This is a genomic window from Hydrogenophaga flava NBRC 102514 (genome assembly GCF_001571145.1).
In the GTDB taxonomy this organism is placed as follows: domain Bacteria; phylum Pseudomonadota; class Gammaproteobacteria; order Burkholderiales; family Burkholderiaceae_C; genus Hydrogenophaga; species Hydrogenophaga flava.
The window spans coordinates 21,451-41,499 of sequence record NZ_BCTF01000021.1; the positions used below are offsets into that span (position 1 = coordinate 21,451).

Below are 20,049 nucleotides of genomic sequence, written 5' to 3' on the forward strand. Positions count from 1 at the left end.
TCTCCACCCCTCGAAAGGAACCGCCATGCTGTACACCATCGCCCTCGCTCTGCTCATCCTCTGGCTGCTGGGTCTGGTCACCTCCTACACCCTGGGGGGCTTCATCCACCTCCTGCTGGTGGTCGCCATCGTCATCGTGCTGCTGCGCGTGATCCAGGGGCGCAGCCCGCTGTGATGCCGGTGCGGAGCGAGCCGGTCCGATCCGGCCGCTCCACCCGACTCACTCCCGGGGTTCGCCCTGGGCGTTGACCGTCACACTCGGCCCCGGCCGGTCGGTCAGCTGAACGTGGTGAAGGACGCCGCGGAACTCGTAGGTCACGTCCCAATAGTCGACCCGGTCGCGGCCACCCGAGGGGCTGCAACGCTGGACGTCCTGGGTGACGGGGCCGCGCTGTGAGGGCTGGCCCACCTGGGAGCCGATCGCTGCGCCGGCCACCACACCACCGACGGTGGTCAGGTCCCGGCCGGACCCGCCGCCGATCTGGTGACCCAATATGCCGCCGATGACCGCGCCCGCCAGCGCACCCGGGACATTGGCGCTGCTGCGCGGCGGTGGCACCTCTTCGCGCTCCATCCAGCAGCGCTGGCCGCCGGCGGTCATCACGGCGCGCGCCGAAAGGACTTTCGCCTCATACAGCCGTTCGTCGGGCGCACGCCGGTAGTCTCGCCGCCCCGATGACGGCCCCGCCTCCGGGTGGCTGGGCCGAACCGTGGCCGGATAACGGTCGGCAGGGGCCGGTGCGGCGCAGCCGGACAAGACCGCGAAGGCCGGCACCAGCACAGCGGCGATGCACAGGCGGGTCCGAGGGGTGGGAAGACGGGTGGTCATGATGAGGCTCCTGACGGTGGACCGAACGGTTCGACGAACGGGATGACACAGGCTGTCCCACCCTTGTTCGCTGTCATCAGGCTAGGCCTGAGAACGCTGGTGGTCTGTTCGACGGCGCACAGACCTTTGCCCCCCCTGTGCCTACAACCGTTGTGCGGGCCGACCGGCCACTTTCTCCCTCCCCAGACAGGCGCAGACCATGACACACACACCTTCTTCCCCCCCCACCTGGGACACCGCTTCGCTGGGCCGACCGGCCGGCGCATCGGCCCTGGAACACAGCGCCCTGAGCGCCCACCTCAGCGACTGCGGCGCCCGCCGCGGGCGCCTGCGCGACCTGCGGTCCGGTGCAGACGGTCTGCGGCAGGTGCTGTCCGCGCGCGTGGTCTCCACCGCGCTGGTGCTGACCCTGCTGCTGGGTGCCTTGTGGCTGTTGCGCTGAATGGCACTGGCCAGCCTGCGGGCCCGGTGGGAGTGGATTCCACCCCTTGTTGACGGCATGCTCGACGCCCGCCGGGGCATGGCGCTGGAGCCGATCCGATCCGAGCTCTTCGGTGTGGACCGGCTGGCGCAGCATGGCCACAGCCTCGGCAGCACGCACCGCGCCGGGCCGGCCCGCTTCGGCCAGGCCACCTTCTACCCGCGCCTGCAGAGCAATGTGCGCACCCTGCGCGCGGCCTACCAGTTCGTGGCGCAAGAAGCCCAGACCGGGCAGGACATCAGCCCCGCGGCCGAATGGCTGTTCGACAACTTCCAGCTGATCGAAGCGCAGCTGCGCGAGATCCGCGAGGGTCTGCCCGCGCGCTTCTACCGCTCGCTGCCGGTGCTGCTGGACGCCCCGCTGGCCGGACTGCCTCGTATCTACGGCGTGGCCTGGGACTACGTGGCGCACACCGACAGCGCGTTCGACGAAGATCTGCTCGTGCGGCTGCTGGACGCCTACCAGGATGCGCGGGAACTCAGCCAGGGCGAGCTGTGGGCATTGCCCACGACCCTGCGTGTGGTCCTGGTGGAGAACCTGCGCCGCCTGGCCGACCGCATTGCCAGCCAGAAGGCCGCACGCGAACTCGCCAGCCTGTGCGCGCTGCGGATCAACAGCATGGGCCTGCCGGAACTGCAGGCCCTGCACACGCTCATGGTCCGGCGCGGCGTCGGCCCCGAGTTCCTGTGCGCCCTGGTGAGGGCCCTCATCGGCCGGGTCGCGATGCCAGGGGAAGACGGGCAGCGACAGGCCCAGGCCTGGCTGAAGGTCCAGGTGCCCGACCTGGCCGCACTGCAGGCGCAGGAAGCGGCCGACCAGGCGGCCGACCACCTGAGTGTGGGCAATGCCGTCACGGCGCTGCGCCGGATCGGGGCGGCCGACTGGCAGGACATCGTCAGCCGGTCCAGCCGCGTGATCCGCGAGATGCTGGCCTCGCCCGTGTTCGCCGCCGAGGACGACACCACCCGCAACGCCACGCTGCACGCCATCGAGCGCCTGTCGGTGCACAGCGGCCACAGCGGCGCGCACGTGGCCCGCGAGCTGATCCATGTCATGGGCGGAACCCGCCCGCCCAGCCTGGCCTCGCACTGGCTGCAGGGAGACGGCCGTCCCGAGCTGGAGCGCACACTCGGTGTGCGCCAGCACCGCAGGGGCTGGTGGCGGCCCTTGTTGCGGGTCTCGCGCACGCCGGCTTACCTGGGCGCGCTGGCGCTGGGCAGCGCCGGGCTGGTGGCCGCGTGGCTGCCCGGCCCGGTGTGGGCCACCGCCAGTCCGGCCGCGCTGGCGCACACTGCGCTCACTGGCCTGTTGATGCTGCTGCCCGCGTCCGAAGCGGTGGGGGCCCTGGTCAACCGGCTCATCAGCGAATCGGTGCCACCGGTGCACCTGCCGCGCCTGCTGCTGGCCAAAGGCATCCCGCCCGAGGCGCAGGTCATGGTCGTGATACCCGCGCTGCTCGGTCACCGCGCGGGCATCGACGCCCTGGTGCGGCGTCTGCAGCTGCACCACCTGGCCAACCCCGAGGCACACGCCCAGTTCGCCCTGCTCAGCGACTGGACCGACGCCGACACCGAACACCACCCGGACGACGACGCGCTGCTGGCGCATGCCGCCGACGCGCTGCGCGCGCTCAACCGGCAGCACCCGGTCGCCGCGGACGCCCCCGCGCGCTTTCTGCTGCTGCACCGCGCACGCACGTTCAGCGCCACCCAGGCCCAGTGGCTGGGCTGGGAGCGCAAGCGCGGCAAGCTGCAGCAGCTGGTGGCCCGGCTGGCCACCGGCGAGCCCGGCCCGTTCTTCGACCTGGGCGAGCTCTCGTGCACCGCACCACACACGCGCTATGTGCTCACGCTCGACAGCGACACGCAACTGCCCCCCGGCCGCCTGCGCGCGCTGGTGGGCGTGGCCGAACACCCGCAGAACCGGCCGGTGCTGGACGCCGGTGGCCGGCGCGTGCTGCGGGGCTACGGCATCCTGCAGCCGCACCTGATCCCGCCGCTGCCCACCGAGGGTGTGCAGACCCCCTGGCAGTGGCTGTTCGCCGGGCAGAGCGGCATCGACCCCTACAGCGCCATGAGCTCCGACGCCTACCAGGACCTCTTCGGTGAAGGCAGCTTCACCGGCAAGGGCCTGCTGCACGTGGCGACGCTGCACGCGGTGCTGGGCGAGCGCCTGCCCACGGAACGCATCCTCAGCCACGACCTGCTCGAAGGCGCGCTGGTGCGCTGCGCCGTGGTGAGCGACGTCACCCTGCTCGAAGCCGAACCCGAGCACAGCGACGCCGACGCGGCCCGCCAGCACCGCTGGATGCGCGGCGACTGGCAGTTGCTGCCCTTCCTGTGGCAGTACCGGCGCTGGCCCCTGGGCGCCATCAACCGCTGGAAGCTGGTGGACAACCTGCGCCGCTCGCTGGTGCCGCCGGCGGCGCTGGCGCTGACCGTCCTGTCGCTGGGCGGCCTGGGGCTGAGCCTGCCGGTGGCCCTGGTGCTCGCGGTGACCGCCTACACGGCCGGCCCGCTGATGGGGGCGCTGGCGGCCTGGGTGCCGCGCCGCTGGGACCTGGCCGGTGAGCGCTTTGTGGTCACCGCCTCGCTGGACCTGCTGCGCGCCCTGGCTGCCGGCCTGTGGCAGCTGGCCCTGCTGCCGCAGCACGCGCTGCGCGCACTCGACGCCGTGCTGCGCACCGCGCACCGCCTGGCCCGCAGCCACCGCCAGCTGCTGCAATGGACCACCGCCGAGGCCGCCCAGGCGGATCTAGGCACCGACCTGTGGGCCACGCTGCGCCGCCACCGCGCCGGGCCGCTGATGGCGCTGGCGGGGGCGGCGGCGTTGTGGGTGGCCGGCTTGCAGCCCGGTGCCCTGGGCTGGACCCTGCTCGCGCTGTGGGCCACCGCGCCGCTGGTGGTCTGGGCGGCCAACCGGTCCTGGGCGGTGCATCCGTTGCCGCTGTCGGCGGCGGACCGCGAATGGCTGCACGGCGTGGCGCGCGACACCTGGCGCCTGTTCGAGCGCACGGTGGACGCGCCCGACCACCACCTGCCGCCCGACAACCTGCAGAGCGCACCCTACGAGATGGTGGCCCACCGCACCTCGCCCACCAACATCGGCCTGTACCTGCTGAGCGCCGCCTGCGCGCGGCGGTTCGGCTGGATCGGCACACAGGACCTGCTGACCCGGCTGGAGGCGACGCTCGCCACCCTGCACCGGCTCGAACGCCACCGCGGCCACTTCCTCAACTGGTACGACACCCGCACCCTGTTGCCCCTGCCGCCGCGCTATGTGTCGACGGTGGACAGCGGCAACCTCTGCGTGCACCTGCTGGCCGTGGCCCAGGCCTGCCGCGAACTGACCCACGATGCCGACGGCCGTGCCGCCTGTGCGCAAGCGATCGTGCGCTCGCACCGGCGCCTGCAACCCCTGCAGGATCTGCTGCCGCAGCGGCTGCATCGACCGCTGGCGCAGACCGCGCTGGGCCGCCTGTTCGCGGCCGAGCCGCTGGCGCCCGGCGATACGCCCCTGCCGGTGGACTTTCCTGCGCTGCTGCAGGCCGCCACGATCGAGCTGGAGAGCCTGCCCCCCACCGGCCACCCTGGCATCGTGGACCGCGCGCCCACCGCGCTCGACGAGTTGCAGTGGCTGCTGGGCGACCACCTGGCCACCTGGCGCTCGGCCCTGCGCGACCAGGCCGCCGCCGATGCCGGCTGCGACGTATCACATTCGCACACCCACCGGCGCCTGCTGGCCCTGGCGGACGCCTTCGAAGCCCTGGCCTGGGCGGCCGACTTCCGCTTTCTCTACCACCCGCGGCGCCACCTGCTGCACATCGGCTACCGGCCCGACGATCAGCTGCTGGACACCGCCTTCTACGACCTGCTGGCCTCCGAGTCGCGCAGCACCAGCCTGCTGGCCATCGCCAAGGGCGACGTGCCGGTCAAACACTGGACGGCGCTGGGCCGGCCCTTCTTCGCCAGCGGGCAGCACGTGGTGCTGCGTTCCTGGTCGGGCTCGATGTTCGAGTACCTCATGCCCACCCTGGTGATGACCGAACCGCGCGGCAGCGCGCTGGGCGAAGCGGCGCATTCGGCGCTGCGCGAACAACGCGCCAGCGTGCGGGCCACCGGACTGCCCTGGGGCCAGTCCGAAAGCGCCTACGCAGTGCGAGACCAGACCCTGGCCTACCAGTACGCCCCGCAGGGCGTGGCCCGGCTGGCGCTGCGCCGCACGCCGCCGGCCGAACACGTGGTCGCACCGTATGCGAGCGTGCTGGCCACGCTGGTGGACCCGCGCGCCGCCTGCACCAACCTGCGCCTGCTCTGCGGGCTGGGCGCGCGCGGACGCTATGGCCTCTTCGAGGCCCTGGACTACACCCCCGCGCGCCAGTCCCACGGCCACGCCCACACCCTGGTGCGCACCAGCATGGCGCACCACCAGGGCATGAGCATCGTGGCGCTGGCCAACCTGCTGCACGGCGGGGTGGCCCAACGTTGGGGCATGGCCCACCCGCGGCTGCAGGCGGTGGCCTCGCTGCTGCACGAACGCGCCCCGCGCGAGCTGGCGCCGCCCCTGCCGCTGCCCGGCCTGGTACCTCAGGAGCTGCACCCCCGCGTGCCCGAACCGGTGCGCGCGCTGGTGCCTGGCGAACAGGCACTGGAGCCGACCCACCTGCTGTCCAACGGGCGCTACACCGTCACGCTGCGGCCCGGTGGCGCAGGCTGGAGCCGGCACGGGCAGACCGGCATCACGCGCTGGCGCGACGACGCGCTGCGCGATGCAAACGGCAGCTTCCTCTACCTGAGGCGCGACGCGGCCCTGCCACCGGTCTCGCTGACCAGCCACCCCGCGCCCGACCCGTCGGCGCGCTACCTGGCCCACTTCCACACCGACCGGGTGGTGTTCGATGCCGCCTGGGACGACCTGCGCGTGAGCACCACCGTCTGGGTCAGCCCGGAGGACGACATCGAGCTGCGCCAGGTGGTGCTGCACCACGACGGCGACGAGCCCATCGAGCTGGAGCTGATCTCGGCCTTCGACGTCACGCTCGCTAGCCATGCGGCGGACGAGGCCCACCCCGCCTTCTCCGGCCTGTTCGTGCAGGCCGACTGGCTGCCCTCGCAGCAGGCGCTGCGCTTCGCGCGCACACCGCGCCTGCCCACCGAAGGCCGGCTGCAGGCCGCGCACTTCGTGGCCAGCACGCAGGGCGAGTTGCTGGAGCTTCGCTGCCAGACCGACCGCGCCCGCTGGCTCGGCCGCCACCACCCCGCCAGCCAGCCGCTGGCCGACCTGCAGGCCGTGCCCCTTGGGCCCGAAACCCTGACCACCGGCCTCGACCCGGTGGCCGCGCTGGGCGTTCGGCTGCGCATGGCTCCCGGCACGCAGGCCTGCGTGACCTTTGCCACCGCCGCCAGCGAAGACGCCGCCACCCTGATGGCCGTGGTCGACAAGTACCGCCAGCCCAGCTACGTGGAGCGCTCCTCGGTCATGTCGGCCACGCTGACCAGCATCCCGGTGGCCTCGGGCCGGCCACACACCCAGGATTTGCCGGCCCTGCACGCGCTGACCACCGCGCTGGTGCTGACCCTGCCCCGGGTGGCCATGGCCGACCCTGGCGTGGCCGAAGCCCCGCCGGTCGTCGAGAGCGACCGGCGCCTGCTCTGGCCGCTGGGCCTGTCGGGCACGCGCCCCCTGGTGCTGGTCACGGCCGGTCCGACCAAGGGCATGGGCCTGCTGCGCGCCCTGGTCCAGGCCCAGCGCGAATGGGCCCGCGCCGGTGTGCCCTGCGACCTGGTGGTGCTCAGCCACGAGGCGCACTCGTACCACATGCCGCTGCAGCATGAGCTGACGCTGATGACCGAACAGCCCGGTTCAGTGCCCGCGGGCTCCACGCCCACGGTGAGTGCGCTGCACCGCCTGCGCTTCGACCAGCTCTCGCCTGACCAACTGGCCACGTTGCAGCGCCTGGCGCGCGTGCACCTGGTGGCCGACGGCCGGCCGCTGCTGGCGCAGGTGGGCGCCTGGAGCGAGCGGCATGCCACACCGACGGCCAGTGCGTGGAAGGGTTTGGTCACCGAGACCGTGCCGGTGCGCCGGCTGCCGGCCAGTCCCGGCCCGTCCAGCGGCCACTTCGGTCCGGACGGGCGTGATTTCGGCTTCACCGTCGGCGCCGACCAGCAACCGACACGGCCCTGGATCAACGTGCTGGCCAACCCCGGCTTCGGCTGCATGGTGTCCGACAGCGGCGCAGGCCCCACCTGGGCACTCAACAGCCGCCTGAACCAGCTCACGGCCTGGTCCAACGACCCGGTGGCCGACCCGCCGGGCGAGTGGTTCCTGCTGCAGGACCGGCGCAGCCGCGACATCTGGAGCGTGACCCCGTCGGCCTGGGGTGCTCAGGACGTCGACTACGCCGTCACGCACACCCAGGGGCTGACCTCCATCAGCCACCGGCGCGGCGCGCTGGCGGTCAGCGTGCACTGGTGCGTGGACCCGGTGACGGCGCTCAAGCAGGTGCGCATCCGGCTGGAGAACCAGGGCGGCCGCAAGGCCCACCTGCGCATCACCGGCCTGGTGGAATGGCTGCTGGGCGAACAGCGCAGCGACCGCGCCACCCTGGTCACGCAGCCCTGCCTCGCGACGCCGCCCGAAGTCGGCCTGACCGGCCTGCTGTGCACGCAGACCGAGGCGGCCGCGGGTCTGGGGGGCGGCACCGCGTTCTTCTGCGAATCGCACGAAGGCGTGGACGCGCCCGAGGCCATCGACTGGACCTGCGACCGCCGCGCCTTCTTCGATGCCCGCGGCCAGCTGGTCCTGCCCCAAAGCCTGGGCCAGCGCAGCGGGGCGGGGCTGGACCCGTGTGCCGCGCTGTCTCGCCCCATCACCCTGCGGCCGGGCGCGGTCATCGACCAGGTGTTCCTGATCGGCCACGCCGCCAGCCCCGAGGCCGCGCGCACCCTGATGCGCCAGGCCGTGCGCAGCCCTGCGCGGGCGCGCGAACAGGCCGCGCAGGCGCAGTGGGAGCGCCTGCTGGGCGCCACGCAGGTGCACACGCCCGACCCGCTGTTCGACGCCCTGGTCAACCGCTGGCTGCTCTACCAGACCGTCTCGTCGCGCCTGTGGGCCAAGGCCGGCTTCTACCAGGCCGGTGGCGCCACCGGCTACCGCGACCAGCTGCAGGACGCCATGGCCCTGGTCTGGGCCGACCCGGCGCTGCTGCACGCCCAGGTCCTGCGGTGCGCGGCGCGCCAGTTCGAAGAAGGCGACGTGCAGCACTGGTGGCACGAACCCGGTGGCGCCGGCGTGCGCACGCATTTCTCGGACGACCTGCTGTGGCTGCCGCTGGCCATCGCGCACCACGTTCAGGCCACCGGCGATGCCTCGCTGCTGGACGAGACGGCCCCCTTCCTGACCGGTCCGCCAGTGCCCGAGGGCGCCGAAGACCGCTACGACGTACCCGCCGTGAGCGCGCGCAGCGCCAGCGTGTTCGAGCACGGCGCGCGCGCCATCGACCACAGCCTGCGCGTGGGCGCGCACGGCCTGCCGCTCATGGGCAGCGGCGACTGGAACGACGGCATGAACCGCGTGGGCCACGAAGGGCGGGGCGAATCGGTCTGGCTGGGTTGGTTCCTGTGCCACATCGTGCGCGCCTGGCTGCCGCTGGCGCTGGCGCGCGGCGACCACTACCGGGTGGAGCGCTGGGCTGCGGCGCTGGCGGGCTGGCGCCAGGCCCTGGCCACACAAGCCTGGGACGGCGCCTGGTTCAAGCGCGCCTTCTTCGACGACGGCAGTGCCCTGGGCAGCCATACCAGCGCCGAGGCCCGCATCGACCTGATCGCCCAGGCCTGGGCGGTGCTCTCGGGGGAAGCCACGCCCGAGCGACAGCACCTGGCCATGCAGGCGGTGGACACCGAACTGATGGACATGGAGCACGGTCTGGTGCGCCTGCTCGTCCCGCCGCTGGTGGACGCCGTGCCCAGCGCCGGCTACATCCAGGCCTACCCGCCCGGCGTACGCGAGAACGGCGGCCAGTACACCCACGCCGGCGCCTGGGCCTTGATGGCCGCGGCCCTGGTGGCGCTGCGCGAGCCGGGCAACGCCTGGGCCCGCAACACACCCTACCGGCTGTTCACCTGCCTGAGCCCAGCGCACCGGGCCGCTCACCCACAGTGGGGGCCGGCGTACGGGCTGGAGCCCTATGCGGTGGCGGCCGACGTGTACAGCCAGCCGCCCTATGTGGGGCGTGGTGGCTGGAGCTGGTACACCGGCGCCGCCGGCTGGCTGCACCGGGGCGCGGTGGAGTCCATCCTGGGCCTGAACCTGCAGGCGGACGAACTGTGGTTCACGCCCTGTCTGCCGCTGCACTGGCCGCGTGCCGAACTGACGCTGAAGCGGAACGGGTACCGCCTGCACTTTGTGCTGCTGCGCGCCGACATGTCCACGGCCCTGTCCGCCTGTGCCAGACTGAACGCGGGCCTGCTGCGGGTGGACAAACGCCTGCGCTGGCGCGAGTGGCCAACCGACAGCACGTTCGTCGTTCCGCTGGACTGAGCGGTCGCCGGTGCGGCTCAGCCGCGGCGGCGCACCACGGGGATGTGCAAACGGCCCGGTGCCTTGCGAGGAGGGCTGTGGCCGCTGGTGCGCAGCACCCGGTCCCAGAAGCCGCTGGTGACGCCGAAGCAGCAGGGCTGCAGCAGGTGGTGGTGGCGGGCGTGGGCATACCGGCGGGCCTGCCACCAGGGATGAACCATCTGTGCGTGGTGCAGGGCATGGTGCATGGCCACATAGGCCAGGTAGCCCGCGAGCACGCCCAGCGTGAGGGCTCCGCCGCGCAGGGGCCCCAGCGCCAGCACCGCCGGCAGTGCCACCAGCAGGCCGAACAGCGGCGCGCTCACGAGCGTCGGTGTGCCGATCAGCGCCTTCGGCCGACGGTGGTGTGCGCTGTGCCAGCTCGCAAAGGGCTCAAGCCCGTGCAGCACGAAGCGGTGCAGGGTGTACTCCAGCGCGGTCCACAGGACGACGCCGGCCAGGGCCAGTCCCACCAGGGACCACCCCGTACCTTCCGGTGCCTGCAGAGTGAGCCAACCGGTCAGGGTCGCCACCGCAAGGCCGTAGGCGATGAAGTCGGTGCGGTTGGATGGGTGTTCGATGGAAAAGGCGGACATGCGGTCTCCTGAGGGCTGCTGTGGCGTGGATGTCGGACCTTTCAATGCTCGGCCCGGTGCGCCCGCAGGTCTGTGCTGCAGCGAACGCAGGCACGTGTGCACAGCTCTTTTGTATGTGCGCTGTCGAACATACGCGGCGGGAACCCGCGCCTACACTCGAAAAAGTCACACATCACGGGCGCGGGTTCTTGCACGCCCCGACAAGGAGCCCCCCATGGAACCCATGCCCCCACCGTTCGCCAACCACCTGCTGGCCTCATTGCCTTCTGCCGAATGGGGGCGCTTCTCACCGCAGCTCGAAGCCGTCGAGCTTCCCCTGGGCAAGGTGCTGTACGAGTCGGGCGCCACCATGGGCCACGTCTACTTCCCGACCACCGCCATCGTCTCGCTGCTGTACGTGATGGAGGACGGTGCGTCGGCCGAAATCGCGGTGGTGGGCAACGAAGGCGTGGTGGGCATTGCGCTGTTCATGGGCGGCGAGACCACCCCCAGCCGTGCCGTGGTGCAGAGCGCGGGACAGGGCTATCGCCTGCGCGCCGGCGTCATCAAGGACGAGTTCAACCGCTCCGGGCCGGTCATGCACCTGCTGTTGCGCTACACCCAGGCGCTGATCACTCAGATGGCGCAGACGGCGGTGTGCAACCGCCACCATTCGCTGGACCAGCAGCTGTGCCGCTGGCTGCTGCTGAGCCTGGACCGCCTGAACGGCAGCGAACTGGTGATGACGCAGGAACTGATCGCCAACATGCTGGGCGTGAGGCGCGAAGGCGTGACCGAGGCCGCGCTGAAGCTGGCGCGGCTGGGTCTGATCCGCTATGCGCGGGGCCACATCACGGTGCTGGACCGGGCGGCGCTGGAAGCGCGCGTCTGCGAGTGTTACGCCGTGGTCAAGAAGGAATACGACCGGCTTCTGCCTCGCCAACTGGCGGAATGATCCCCGGGCCCGCCTGCCGTGGCGACGGGCCCCGGGGTTTCATGGTCGGTCAGCGGGTGCCTGTGACCTCGATCTCCACCCGGCGATCCGGTTGCAGGCATTCGATGAGCCGGGCGCGCGACAGGCTGTCGGGGCAGTCGGCCGCAGCGGTCACCGGTTGGCCCTCGCTCAGGCCGGTGGCGCTGATGCGGGCCGGGTCGATGCGGCCGTGGATCACCAGGTAGTCCTTGACCGATGCGGCCCGTGCATCCGAGAGCCTCTGGTTGAAGGCGTTGGACCCCATGCGGTCGGTGTGGCCCTCCACACTGATCGATTCGTAGGTGGCCCCGCCGAGCTGCTGGCTGAAACGGTCCAGGTCGTTCTGGCCCTGCTGCTGCACCACCGACTGGTTGGAGCCGAACAGGGCATCGGCCGACAGGCTCAGGCGCTCTGGCACGCGCGGCGCCACTGCGGGGGGCGCCGGCACCGGCACAGGCTCAGGCGCGGGTGCCGCAGCCACTGGCACCGGCGCCGGTGCCACATAGACGGGGGCGGCGGCCATGCGCGGCGCCGCCGTGCGACCGAACGGGAACACCAGGCTCACCGAGGCGACGTCGATGTTGTTGCGGCGGCCGGTGATGTCCTTCACGCGGTAGCGCTCCATCTCGCCGCGCACCCACATGGCGGGGGTCAGCTGGTACTGCGCACCCAGCCCGACCTTGTAGTTGGTGTTGTTGTGTTTGCTGCTGAACGCGACGCCCGCGCCCGCGCCGGTGCCGCTGTAGCGCTCTTCGGACCAGGCGTGGTGCACGCCCACCCTGGCCAGGCCGGCGAAGCGCTCGGTCAGTGGCAGCGTGCCCACCACATCGAAGTTCAGCCCGCGCACCTTGGTGGCCCCGGACAGCGAGCCGGCCGGAGAGGTCTGCGTCGTGAACCGGCTCTTGCCCAGGCTGTAGTAGCCGGTTTCCAGCGAGAGGTTGGGGTTGATCTGGTAGCCGCCAAACACCTTGAAGGCGTTGTCGTTGCGGTCACTGGAGCTGGAGAGCGTGTCGACACCGGGCAACAGCACGCCGGTGGTGCGGGCGGTCTCATTGGCCGAACGGGCGATGCCGGCACCGACGCCACCATAGAAGTGGCTGCTGCTTTGGCCCAGTGCAGGCACTGCGAGCAGGGCGCCGAGGCCGGCAAGCCCGATGAGGCGGATAGAGGAGGTGCGGTTCATGGGGTCCTTCTTGCGTTGTGGATGCGTTGCGCGGATTGCGTGGTCCGTTTGTAGAAGCCCTGATGACGTCCGTCGGTGCGCTGTCCAACATGGCCCTCGACCGGTGAGCGTGCGCTGTCGAACAGTCGGCACCGGAACGACCCCGCACACTGGGCACCCACCGGTCACACCGAGGCGCCTGCACCATGCCCACATCCGAAAATTTCCTGATCCGCCGATTGCCCCGGACGGCACGCAAACACCTGCTGGACCAGTGCGCGCTGTTTGACCTTGTGCTGTCCGACGAGCTGAGCGTGCGCGGTCAGCCGCTGGACCATGCGCACTTTCCCATCGATGGGTTCATCTCCATGGTGATCGACATGGACGGCTATCCGGAACTGGAGGTGGGCATGGTGGGGTGCGAAGCCATGCTGGGCGCCGAACTGCTGCTGGGCGCGACCCCGGCCCCCTGGCGGGCGCTGGTGCAAGGCCCGGGCCACAGCTGGCGCATTGGCGCCAAGGCCCTGCGCCGCGAATGCGCCACCAGCCCGGCGCTGCTTCAGGTGGTGCAGACCAGCCTGCTGGTGCGCCTGCACCAGCAGGCACTGGCCTCGGCCTGCGAGCGCTTTCACATGATCGGCCAGCGCCTGGCGCGCTGGCTGCTGATGAGCCACGACCGGGCCCGGAGCGACCGCTTCCACGTGACGCATGAGGGCATGGCCACGATGCTGGGCGTGCGCCGCGTGGGCGTGACGCTGGCGGCCAGCGAACTGCAGGACTGCGGCCTGATCCGCTACCACCGGGGCGAGCTCACCGTGCTGGACCGGACCGCCCTGGAAGGCCGGTCCTGCAGTTGCTACGCGACCGACCGGGCACTGCACCAGACGCTGTTTCCTGCCCAGCCCGCGTGAAGGAAGACGGCAGCGACCCGTTCAACCGAGCCAGCTGTCGTCCGCCTTGGCGGCCCACTCTTCCAGCTGCCGCTCGGCTTCGTCCTTGGCAATGCCGTAGCGCTCCTGGATCTTGCCGGCGAGCTGGTCGCGGCGACCCGCGATCTCGCGCAGGTCGTCTCCGGTCAGTTTTCCCCACTGGGCCTTGGTCTGTCCGGCCAGTTGCTTCCAGTTGCCTTCGATGGTGTCCCAGTTCATACAAGTCCTTTGTGGTGGCGGTGAACACCGCGTTCACCGTTCCTGTTTGTCGCAGGGCCGGGTTCCGGCGTCTGTGCGCCATCGAACCCGGATGCGCGTTGGGCTCAATCCTTGTCGGCGGGCATGCCTTCGAGCAAATCGGCCAGTTCGTCTGCGTGCTCCTCTTCCACCGCCAGAATCTGCCGCAGCAGGTCGCTCGTGGTCGGGTCCAGGTCTTCGAGAACACGGATCATGTCGCGGTAGCTGTCGATGGCAATGCGTTCGGCCACCAGGTTCTCGCGGATCATCTCGGGCAGGGTCTTGGCGGGCACGTATTCGGCGTGGCTGCGCTCGCTCAGGCTGTCGGGTGAAAAGTCGGGTTCACCGCCCAGCTGCACGATGCGCGCGGCCAGCTGGTCGGCGTGGCCCTGCTCTTCGTTGGAATGCACCAGGAATTCGGCACCCACGGTCTGTCCATGAATGCCGCGCGCCATGAAGTGATGGCGGCGGTAGCGCAGCACGCAGACGATCTCGGTCGCCAGGGCCTCGTTGAGCATCTTCAGCACCCGGGACCGGTCGGCGCTGTAGCCCTCGGTGACGGCGCCGCGTTCGATGTGCTGGCGCGCCTGCTGGCGCAGCACCTTGACGCTCGTGAGTTTGTGATGGGAGTTCATGGCGCTCACTTCTTGATCATGAGTTCGTTCTTCACGCCGCTCACCCCTTCGGCAGCGGCGGCCAGCTTGCCCGCCTGCTCGATCTGGTCCGGGCTGTTCACAAAGCCGGTCAGCTGCACTTCACCCTTGAAGGTCAGCACGCTGATGTCGAGGCTCTTGATGCCTGGGTCGGCCAGCAGCGCGGACTTGACCCGTCCCGTGACCGCGGTGTCGTCGATCGCGGAACCCACGGTGCCGGGAGCGCCTTTGAGGGAAATGCCGTTCTCCACATCGGTCACACCGGCCACAGCCCGGGTCAGCGCCAGGGCCTGTTCAATCTGAGCCTGGCTGTCGACAAACCCGCTGAGTTGCACCACGCCCTTGCGGGTTTCGACCTGCAGGTCGAGGCTCTTGACCAGGTCGTCGGCGATCAGCGCGGACTTGACGCCTGAAGTGATCACGGTGTCGTCCACCTGGGTTCCCAGGGTCATGGGCGGTGATGGCGGCACGACGAGCTCCGGTTCGGCAGGCTTGTTGCAAGCCCCGAGTGCGGTCAGGGCCAGGAGGCCGGTGGCCAGGACAGTGGTCCGGATGCGGTATTGATGGGTCATGAGGGGCTCCTTGGGTTGAAAAAAAGAACGCTCAGCGGGCGAGATAGCCGCCGTCGACGGGGTGGTACGAGCCGGTGACGAAAGATGCTCGGGTGGAGGCCAGCCAGACCACGAGCTCGGCCACCTCTTCGGGCAGGCCCAGGCGACCGATGGGATGTGCCGCCACCAGCGCGGCGTGCACGGCGGGGTCCGCGTCCAGCGCGCTGATCATGGGCGTCTGGATGAAGCCGGGACCGACCGCATTGATGCGCACGCCCTGTGCGCTGTATTCGAGCGCGGCCGCCTGTGTGAGACCCAGCACACCGTGTTTGGCGGCGGTGTAGGCGGCGGCCGTGGCAAAGCCGACCGTGCCCAGGATGGAGGCGACGTTGACGATCGCGCCGCCGCCGCTGCGCAGCAGGGCCGGGATCTGACAGCGCATGCCATAGAAGACACCGGAGAGGTTGACGTTGATGACCTGTGCCCAGCCGTCCAGCGGGTAGTCGGCCAGCAGCGCCGACGGGCCGCCGATGCCGGCGTTGTTGCAGGCCACATCCAGCCGGCCGAAATGCGCCATGGTCTGGTCCACCAGGGCCTGGGCGTCGTCGGGCTGTCCCACGTCCGACGTGGCGAACAGCGCCTCGGTGCCCAGGTCGCGCACCTGCCGCAGGGTCTCGTTGCCCGCGTGTGGGTCCAGGTCGGCCAGTACCAGGAGCGCGCCCTCGCGGGCGGCGACCAGCGCGATGGCTCGGCCAATGCCCGATGCGGCCCCGGTGACGAGCACCACTTTGTCTGTCAGCATGGAGTGACCCCAATCCAGGATGGCGACCGTGAACGTCAACGGACGCAGGCCCTGTCGATAGCGGACGCCACCGGCGGGGAGATGGTTGGACCTTAGGGTGTGGTGTGCAGGGGGTCTGTGCGCTACCTGACAGAGCATGGCGCCAAGGAGGGGTCCGAAACCCGCGCGCACCAGCGTTGCGGTGTTCGCAGGAGTACCATGGACCGCCTCAGGGGTGCGCTGGACGTGACACCGCCCCGCACCGATTCGCTTGAATCGCCAGTGGTGGCAGCGCCGCCCCTGGTGGGACAAGTCCTTTTCAGGAGCTGTCCCTTGTCAACCAGACGAACCAAACCGCCGGTCGCCGACACAGGTGAACACGCCGAGCTGCACCGGCAGGGGGCCAAGGCCGCCGCTCGCGGCGATGCACGTGCGACGAACCCGATGCTCGACGTGGTCAACCAGCCCGATGCCACTGGCGAGAGCAACACGGTGTGGACGGGGCGCCGAGACGCATGGGATCGAGGCCACACCACGCAGCTCGCACCGGCCGGCGAGCTGCTGAGCAGTGTGAAGACCGCTGCACCCTCCCTGGGCTCGCGGGATGAGGCCCTGTTCGGCGTCACCCGCGTGCTCACCTTTGCGGGTGCCAGCGGACTGACGGAAGCCAGCGGGTTCTTTTTCGAGCGAGATGCCCGGCTGTACCTCGTCACCAGCCGGCATGTGCTGTTCGATGCCCAAAGCGGGCACGCGCCCGACCGCATCGAGATCGAGATGCACACCGATGAGCGCGATCTGACACAGATGGCCCGCTTGTCGATCCTGCTTCACCGCGATGGCGTGGCCACATGGCACCAGGCCAGCGACAGCGGCGGAGAGATCGATGTGGCCACCATCCAAATCGATCGGAATGCGATGCCAACGGGCTGCGTGCTGCAGCCATTCAGGCCGCAGCACCTGGCGGTGGGGTTCGATCAATTCGATGTGGGCGACCGGCTGGCCATTCCGGGATTTCCCCTCGGCTTCTTCGACACCGTGCACCACCTGCCGGTGGTGCGCCAAGCCAGCATCGCATCGTTCTTCGGCATCCGCTTCCAGGGACAGGGCCTCTTCCTTACCGATGCCCGGATGCACCGTGGCAGCAGTGGCTCGCCGGTGCTGGCGCGTCTGGACGGCGACGGTGCAGGGCACCCGCGGTGGAGTCTGCTGGGCGTGCACTCCAGCCGCATGGACATGGCCACCCGCGACCTGGTGCAGGACGAATCACTGGGGCTGAACTGCGCCTGGTATGCCGATGTCCTGATGACCTTGACGACCGGTGACCTTTGATGAAACAGCGCTCAGGGAGCGACATGGCCTTGCTGTCCAGAAAGTTGTTCATGCCGAGGACAGCGCTGTTTCTGAATCGACCCGGGAGTCTTGGAATCCAGGGTCGATTGAGGTGGCGAGCAGGTCTGACAGCCATGGGCAGAAGACGATTCGCGGCATCAAGGGGCTCAAAGTCGACGACAGACCTCTGATCGCAGTGGCCTGGCCGCTTTCGGTGGGTTAGTAGTCGTTCAAAGAACATGGACCGACGTCCGTTGTCAGCCTCGACCTGTCATCCCTGGCGAACCAACAATTCCTCAACGCGCCCACAACCCATGACCTCCCCCTTCCTGCACCCCGCCATTCCGCAACTGCCAAGCGGAGACCTGCAGCGCACGGCCGACTTCTTCCGTGACCGGCTGGGTTTCACGGACTTCAGGCTGTTTCCCGAGCACGGGCACCTCATCGTCCTGCGTGGATCGGCAGAGATCCACTTCTGGTTGGCCGCGTCGGAAGACGAGGCGCGGCACCATGGAAGTGCCAGCAGTTGCTACATCCGGGTTCAGCACATCGAGCAGTTGCACCAGGAGCTGGTGCAGCTGCAAGCGCCATTTCGCTATGGCCTGACGCGCCAGCCCTGGGGCATGCACGAAATGCAGGTGGACGACCCTTTTGGCAACGCCATCCGCTTTGGTGAAGAGCTCAGCGACTGAGCCAGTGACGCTCGTCCGCCAGATCGCGTGGGCGCTACAGTGGGTGCCGGACCCACACCGAGACAGACACCCCCCATGAGCCTCGAATGGAGCGACAGCCAGGACACGATCAACTGGCACGAGTTGCAGAACCTCTACCGCCTGGCCCCGTTGGGCGACAAGTCGGTCGAGCTGTTGCAGACGGTGTTCACGAACAGCCGTTTCAAGTGTTTCGTGCGCGACGAGGCGGGCCGGCTGGTCGCAGCCGGGCGCGTGCTGTCGGACGGTGCGGACTGTGCCTACCTGTGTGATGTGGCGGTGATGCCCGATCACCAGGGCACAGGGCTCGGGCGGGCGGTGGTGCAGCGGCTGCTCGACCACTGCAAGGGACACCGCAAGATCATCCTGTACGCGGTGCCGGGCAAGGAAGACTTCTACCGCCGGCTTGGCTTCATGCGCCTGCTGACCGGCATGGCCATCTTCGAGGACCAGGCCGCGGCCATCGCGCGCGGCCACCTGGGCGAGGTCTGAAGCCCTCCGGCGGCGCGGGGTGGCCTCACTGCACGATTTCGTCGGCCGGTCCGCGGTGCGTGTCGGGTTGGGCCGTGGCGGCGCTGCCTGCAGCGGCACCCATCACCAGCAGAATGGCCAGCCACTGCAGGCCGGTGAGGTGTTCGTCGAGCACCAGCACCCCCATAAGCGCGGCCACGGCCGGCTCCATGCTGGCCATGACGCCGAAGGCGGCGGGCGTGAGGCGCTTGAGCGCCACCATCTCCAGCGAGATCGGCACCGCGCTGGACACGGCCGCAACGCCCAGGCCGAACAGCAGGATCCCGGGATCGAGCAATGCGCTGCCTGCGTGCCAGACGCCGAAAGGAACCACGGTGACCGCGGCCATGGTCAGGCCCAGCGCCACCGAGTGCCCCGCGTGCAGGTGGCCGACTTTCTTGCCGAACAGGATGTACGCGGCCCAGAACACGGCCGCGCCCAGGCCGAACATCACACCCACCGGGTCCAGGCTGGTCACGTCGTGGCCCAGCGGCAGCAGCAGGGCCAGCCCGGCGATGGCGAAGGCGATCCAGAGGTAGTCGATGGCGCGGCGCGAGGTGAAGAAGGCCACGGCCAGCGGCCCGCTGAACTCGATGGCCACCGCGACGCCGAACGGGATCGTCTGGATCGACTGGTAGAACATCAGGTTCATGCAGCCCAGGGCCATGCCGTAGCGCACCAGGCTTTTCGCGTCGGCGCGCGTGGTGGTCCAGCGCCAGGGCCGCCAGATCAGCAGCAGGATCAGGGCCGAGAAGCCCACGCGCAGCGCGGTGGTGCCCAGCGCACCGACCTGCGGGAACAGCTGTTTGCCAAACGAGGTGCCGATGCCCAGCGCGACGACCGAGCCGAGCACGGCCAGCAGGGGCACGGCCTGTGCCCAGCGGTTGGAACTCACGTCGAGATCAGGCCAGGGGAATCGTGAAGCGCTGAATCACCGGCTTCGTGTCCGGTCGCACGCCGCGCCACCATTCGAAGGCCTCGGCGGCCTGTTCGACCAGCATGCCCACGCCGTCGGCCAGCTGCGTCACGCCGGCGGCCAGCGCCTGTTTCAGGAAGGGCGTGAGGCCCTTGCCGTAGACCAGGTCGTAGGCGAGGGCGCCGGGCGCGAACACGCCCGCGGGCAGCGGCAGCTCGTCCTTGGAGAGGCCGGTGGAGGTGGCGTTGAGCACCACGTCGAAGGTCTCGCCAGTGAGTTCGTCGTAGCCGCCGGTCTGCAGGCTGGCGTGCGCCGCGAAGTCGGCCTTGAGGCCGTGGGCCTTGGCGGCGGTGCGGTTGGCAATCGCGATCACGGCGGGCTTCTGCGCCGCAATGGGCAGGATGGCGCCGCGCGTGGCGCCGCCCGCACCGCAGATCAGCACCCGCTGGCCCGCCAGCGACACGCCCAGGTTGCGCTGAATGTCGTTCACCAGGCCTAGGCCGTCGAAGTTCTGCGCCCAGATGCGGCCGCCCTCGAACTTGAGCGCGTTGACCGCGCCGGCCAGCCGGGCGGACTCCATCGGGTCGGTGGCGATCTCGAAGGCCTGCAGCTTGAAGGGGATGGTGACGTTCATGCCCCGGCCGCCCGCGGCAATGAAGGCCTCGACCGTGGCGCGGAAGCCGTCCAGCGGGCCTTCGATGGCGGTGTATTCGATGTCCTGCCCGGTGGCCTGCGCAAAGGCGCCGTGGATCAGGGGGGACTTGCTGTGGCCAATGGGGTTGCCGATGACGGCATAGCGGTCGGTCATGGTGCGGGGCGCGGAAGGAAGCAGGGGCTTTGGAAAGGCAGCCTGC

17 protein-coding genes are annotated in these 20,049 nt (G+C 70.0%); 8 read left to right on the plus strand and 9 right to left on the minus strand.

Features of this window, described 5'->3' with window-relative positions:
* Positions 1–25: 25 nt before the first annotated feature.
* Complete coding sequence (locus HFL01S_RS25180) at positions 26–175, plus strand: lmo0937 family membrane protein (RefSeq protein ID WP_157538937.1); 150 nt, start codon at positions 26–28, stop codon at positions 173–175.
* A gap of 45 nt (positions 176–220) precedes the next feature.
* Here the strand turns inward: HFL01S_RS25180 and HFL01S_RS25930 are convergent, their stop codons facing one another.
* Positions 221–829, minus strand: a complete 609-nt coding sequence (locus HFL01S_RS25930; protein ID WP_084383460.1) for a glycine zipper 2TM domain-containing protein — start codon at positions 827–829, stop codon at positions 221–223.
* A 199-nt stretch (positions 830–1,028) separates the two neighbouring features.
* Here HFL01S_RS25930 and HFL01S_RS17670 point away from each other — a divergent pair, with 199 nt between their 5' ends.
* Together HFL01S_RS17670 and HFL01S_RS17675 are read left to right on the plus strand one after the other, a co-directional pair.
* Entirely contained in the window at positions 1,029–1,271 is a 243-nt protein-coding gene (locus HFL01S_RS17670) for a hypothetical protein (protein ID WP_066260994.1), read from the plus strand.
* Positions 1,272–9,851: a glycoside hydrolase family 94 protein gene (locus HFL01S_RS17675; RefSeq protein ID WP_245644848.1), complete on the plus strand. Its 8,580-nt coding sequence runs from the start codon at positions 1,272–1,274 to the stop codon at positions 9,849–9,851.
* A gap of 17 nt (positions 9,852–9,868) precedes the next feature.
* Here the strand turns inward: HFL01S_RS17675 and HFL01S_RS17680 are convergent, their stop codons facing one another.
* Positions 9,869–10,465, minus strand: a complete 597-nt coding sequence (locus tag HFL01S_RS17680; RefSeq protein ID WP_066260995.1) for a sterol desaturase family protein — start codon at positions 10,463–10,465, stop codon at positions 9,869–9,871.
* Between the two features lie 214 nt (positions 10,466–10,679).
* Between HFL01S_RS17680 and HFL01S_RS17685 the strand changes: the two genes are divergently transcribed.
* Positions 10,680–11,399, plus strand: a complete 720-nt coding sequence (locus HFL01S_RS17685; RefSeq protein WP_066260996.1) for a Crp/Fnr family transcriptional regulator — start codon at positions 10,680–10,682, stop codon at positions 11,397–11,399.
* Between the two features lie 49 nt (positions 11,400–11,448).
* Here HFL01S_RS17685 and HFL01S_RS17690 read toward each other — a convergent pair whose 3' ends face one another.
* Positions 11,449–12,600 carry an outer membrane beta-barrel protein gene (locus tag HFL01S_RS17690; protein WP_066260997.1) on the minus strand — a complete coding sequence of 384 codons (1,152 nt, stop codon included), beginning with the start codon at positions 12,598–12,600 and terminating at the stop codon, positions 11,449–11,451.
* Positions 12,601–12,785: 185 nt separating this feature from the next.
* On the opposite strand from HFL01S_RS17690, the gene HFL01S_RS17695 reads away from it, so the two are divergent.
* Positions 12,786–13,490 carry a Crp/Fnr family transcriptional regulator gene (locus HFL01S_RS17695; RefSeq protein WP_066260998.1) on the plus strand — a complete coding sequence of 235 codons (705 nt, stop codon included), beginning with the start codon at positions 12,786–12,788 and terminating at the stop codon, positions 13,488–13,490.
* 21 nt (positions 13,491–13,511) lie between these two features.
* Here HFL01S_RS17695 and HFL01S_RS17700 read toward each other — a convergent pair whose 3' ends face one another.
* The 4 genes from HFL01S_RS17700 to HFL01S_RS17715 all read right to left on the minus strand — a co-directional run bounded on the left by HFL01S_RS17700 (position 13,512) and on the right by HFL01S_RS17715 (position 15,751).
* Positions 13,512–13,727 (minus strand): CsbD family protein, encoded by a 216-nt coding sequence (locus tag HFL01S_RS17700; protein ID WP_066261000.1) that lies wholly within the window; start codon positions 13,725–13,727, stop codon positions 13,512–13,514.
* A gap of 104 nt (positions 13,728–13,831) precedes the next feature.
* Entirely contained in the window at positions 13,832–14,380 is a 549-nt protein-coding gene (locus HFL01S_RS17705; protein WP_066261113.1) for a ferritin-like domain-containing protein, read from the minus strand.
* A gap of 5 nt (positions 14,381–14,385) precedes the next feature.
* Positions 14,386–14,970 (minus strand): BON domain-containing protein, encoded by a 585-nt coding sequence (locus HFL01S_RS17710; protein WP_066261001.1) that lies wholly within the window; start codon positions 14,968–14,970, stop codon positions 14,386–14,388.
* A gap of 31 nt (positions 14,971–15,001) precedes the next feature.
* On the minus strand, positions 15,002–15,751 hold the full coding sequence (locus HFL01S_RS17715; protein WP_066261004.1) for an SDR family oxidoreductase: 750 nt from the start codon (positions 15,749–15,751) through the stop codon (positions 15,002–15,004).
* 312 nt (positions 15,752–16,063) lie between these two features.
* On the opposite strand from HFL01S_RS17715, the gene HFL01S_RS17720 reads away from it, so the two are divergent.
* The 3 genes from HFL01S_RS17720 to HFL01S_RS17730 all read left to right on the plus strand — a co-directional run bounded on the left by HFL01S_RS17720 (position 16,064) and on the right by HFL01S_RS17730 (position 18,261).
* Positions 16,064–17,059: a CrpP-related protein gene (locus tag HFL01S_RS17720; protein ID WP_245644849.1), complete on the plus strand. Its 996-nt coding sequence runs from the start codon at positions 16,064–16,066 to the stop codon at positions 17,057–17,059.
* 314 nt (positions 17,060–17,373) lie between these two features.
* Positions 17,374–17,751, plus strand: coding sequence for a bleomycin resistance protein (locus HFL01S_RS17725; protein WP_066261005.1), 378 nt, complete (start codon positions 17,374–17,376; stop codon positions 17,749–17,751).
* A 75-nt stretch (positions 17,752–17,826) separates the two neighbouring features.
* Positions 17,827–18,261, plus strand: coding sequence for a GNAT family N-acetyltransferase (locus HFL01S_RS17730; protein WP_066261006.1), 435 nt, complete (start codon positions 17,827–17,829; stop codon positions 18,259–18,261).
* Positions 18,262–18,286: 25 nt separating this feature from the next.
* Here HFL01S_RS17730 and HFL01S_RS17735 read toward each other — a convergent pair whose 3' ends face one another.
* Both HFL01S_RS17735 and aroE read right to left on the minus strand, forming a co-directional pair.
* Positions 18,287–19,174 (minus strand): EamA family transporter, encoded by an 888-nt coding sequence (locus HFL01S_RS17735; protein ID WP_066261008.1) that lies wholly within the window; start codon positions 19,172–19,174, stop codon positions 18,287–18,289.
* 7 nt (positions 19,175–19,181) lie between these two features.
* Positions 19,182–20,003 carry a shikimate dehydrogenase gene (gene aroE, locus HFL01S_RS17740; protein WP_066261010.1) on the minus strand — a complete coding sequence of 274 codons (822 nt, stop codon included), beginning with the start codon at positions 20,001–20,003 and terminating at the stop codon, positions 19,182–19,184.
* Positions 20,004–20,049 lie beyond the last annotated feature (46 nt).

Bases quoted from the DNA above. Each gene is read 5' to 3' on its own strand.
- HFL01S_RS17710 (WP_066261001.1), bottom strand. From the start codon at position 14,970: ATGACCCATCAATACCGCATCCGGACCACTGTCCTGGCCACCGGCCTC.
- HFL01S_RS17670 (WP_066260994.1), top strand. From the start codon at position 1,029: ATGACACACACACCTTCTTCCCCCCCCACCTGGGACACCGCTTCGCTG.
- aroE (WP_066261010.1), bottom strand. From the start codon at position 20,003: ATGACCGACCGCTATGCCGTCATCGGCAACCCCATTGGCCACAGCAAG.
- HFL01S_RS17730 (WP_066261006.1), top strand. From the start codon at position 17,827: ATGAGCCTCGAATGGAGCGACAGCCAGGACACGATCAACTGGCACGAG.
- HFL01S_RS17715 (WP_066261004.1), bottom strand. From the start codon at position 15,751: ATGCTGACAGACAAAGTGGTGCTCGTCACCGGGGCCGCATCGGGCATT.
- HFL01S_RS17695 (WP_066260998.1), top strand. From the start codon at position 12,786: ATGCCCACATCCGAAAATTTCCTGATCCGCCGATTGCCCCGGACGGCA.
- HFL01S_RS17700 (WP_066261000.1), bottom strand. From the start codon at position 13,727: ATGAACTGGGACACCATCGAAGGCAACTGGAAGCAACTGGCCGGACAG.
- HFL01S_RS17690 (WP_066260997.1), bottom strand. From the start codon at position 12,600: ATGAACCGCACCTCCTCTATCCGCCTCATCGGGCTTGCCGGCCTCGGC.
- HFL01S_RS17685 (WP_066260996.1), top strand. From the start codon at position 10,680: ATGGAACCCATGCCCCCACCGTTCGCCAACCACCTGCTGGCCTCATTG.
- HFL01S_RS17680 (WP_066260995.1), bottom strand. From the start codon at position 10,465: ATGTCCGCCTTTTCCATCGAACACCCATCCAACCGCACCGACTTCATC.
- HFL01S_RS25180 (WP_157538937.1), top strand. From the start codon at position 26: ATGCTGTACACCATCGCCCTCGCTCTGCTCATCCTCTGGCTGCTGGGT.
- HFL01S_RS17675 (WP_245644848.1), top strand. From the start codon at position 1,272: ATGGCACTGGCCAGCCTGCGGGCCCGGTGGGAGTGGATTCCACCCCTT.
- HFL01S_RS17705 (WP_066261113.1), bottom strand. From the start codon at position 14,380: ATGAACTCCCATCACAAACTCACGAGCGTCAAGGTGCTGCGCCAGCAG.
- HFL01S_RS17725 (WP_066261005.1), top strand. From the start codon at position 17,374: ATGACCTCCCCCTTCCTGCACCCCGCCATTCCGCAACTGCCAAGCGGA.
- HFL01S_RS25930 (WP_084383460.1), bottom strand. From the start codon at position 829: ATGACCACCCGTCTTCCCACCCCTCGGACCCGCCTGTGCATCGCCGCT.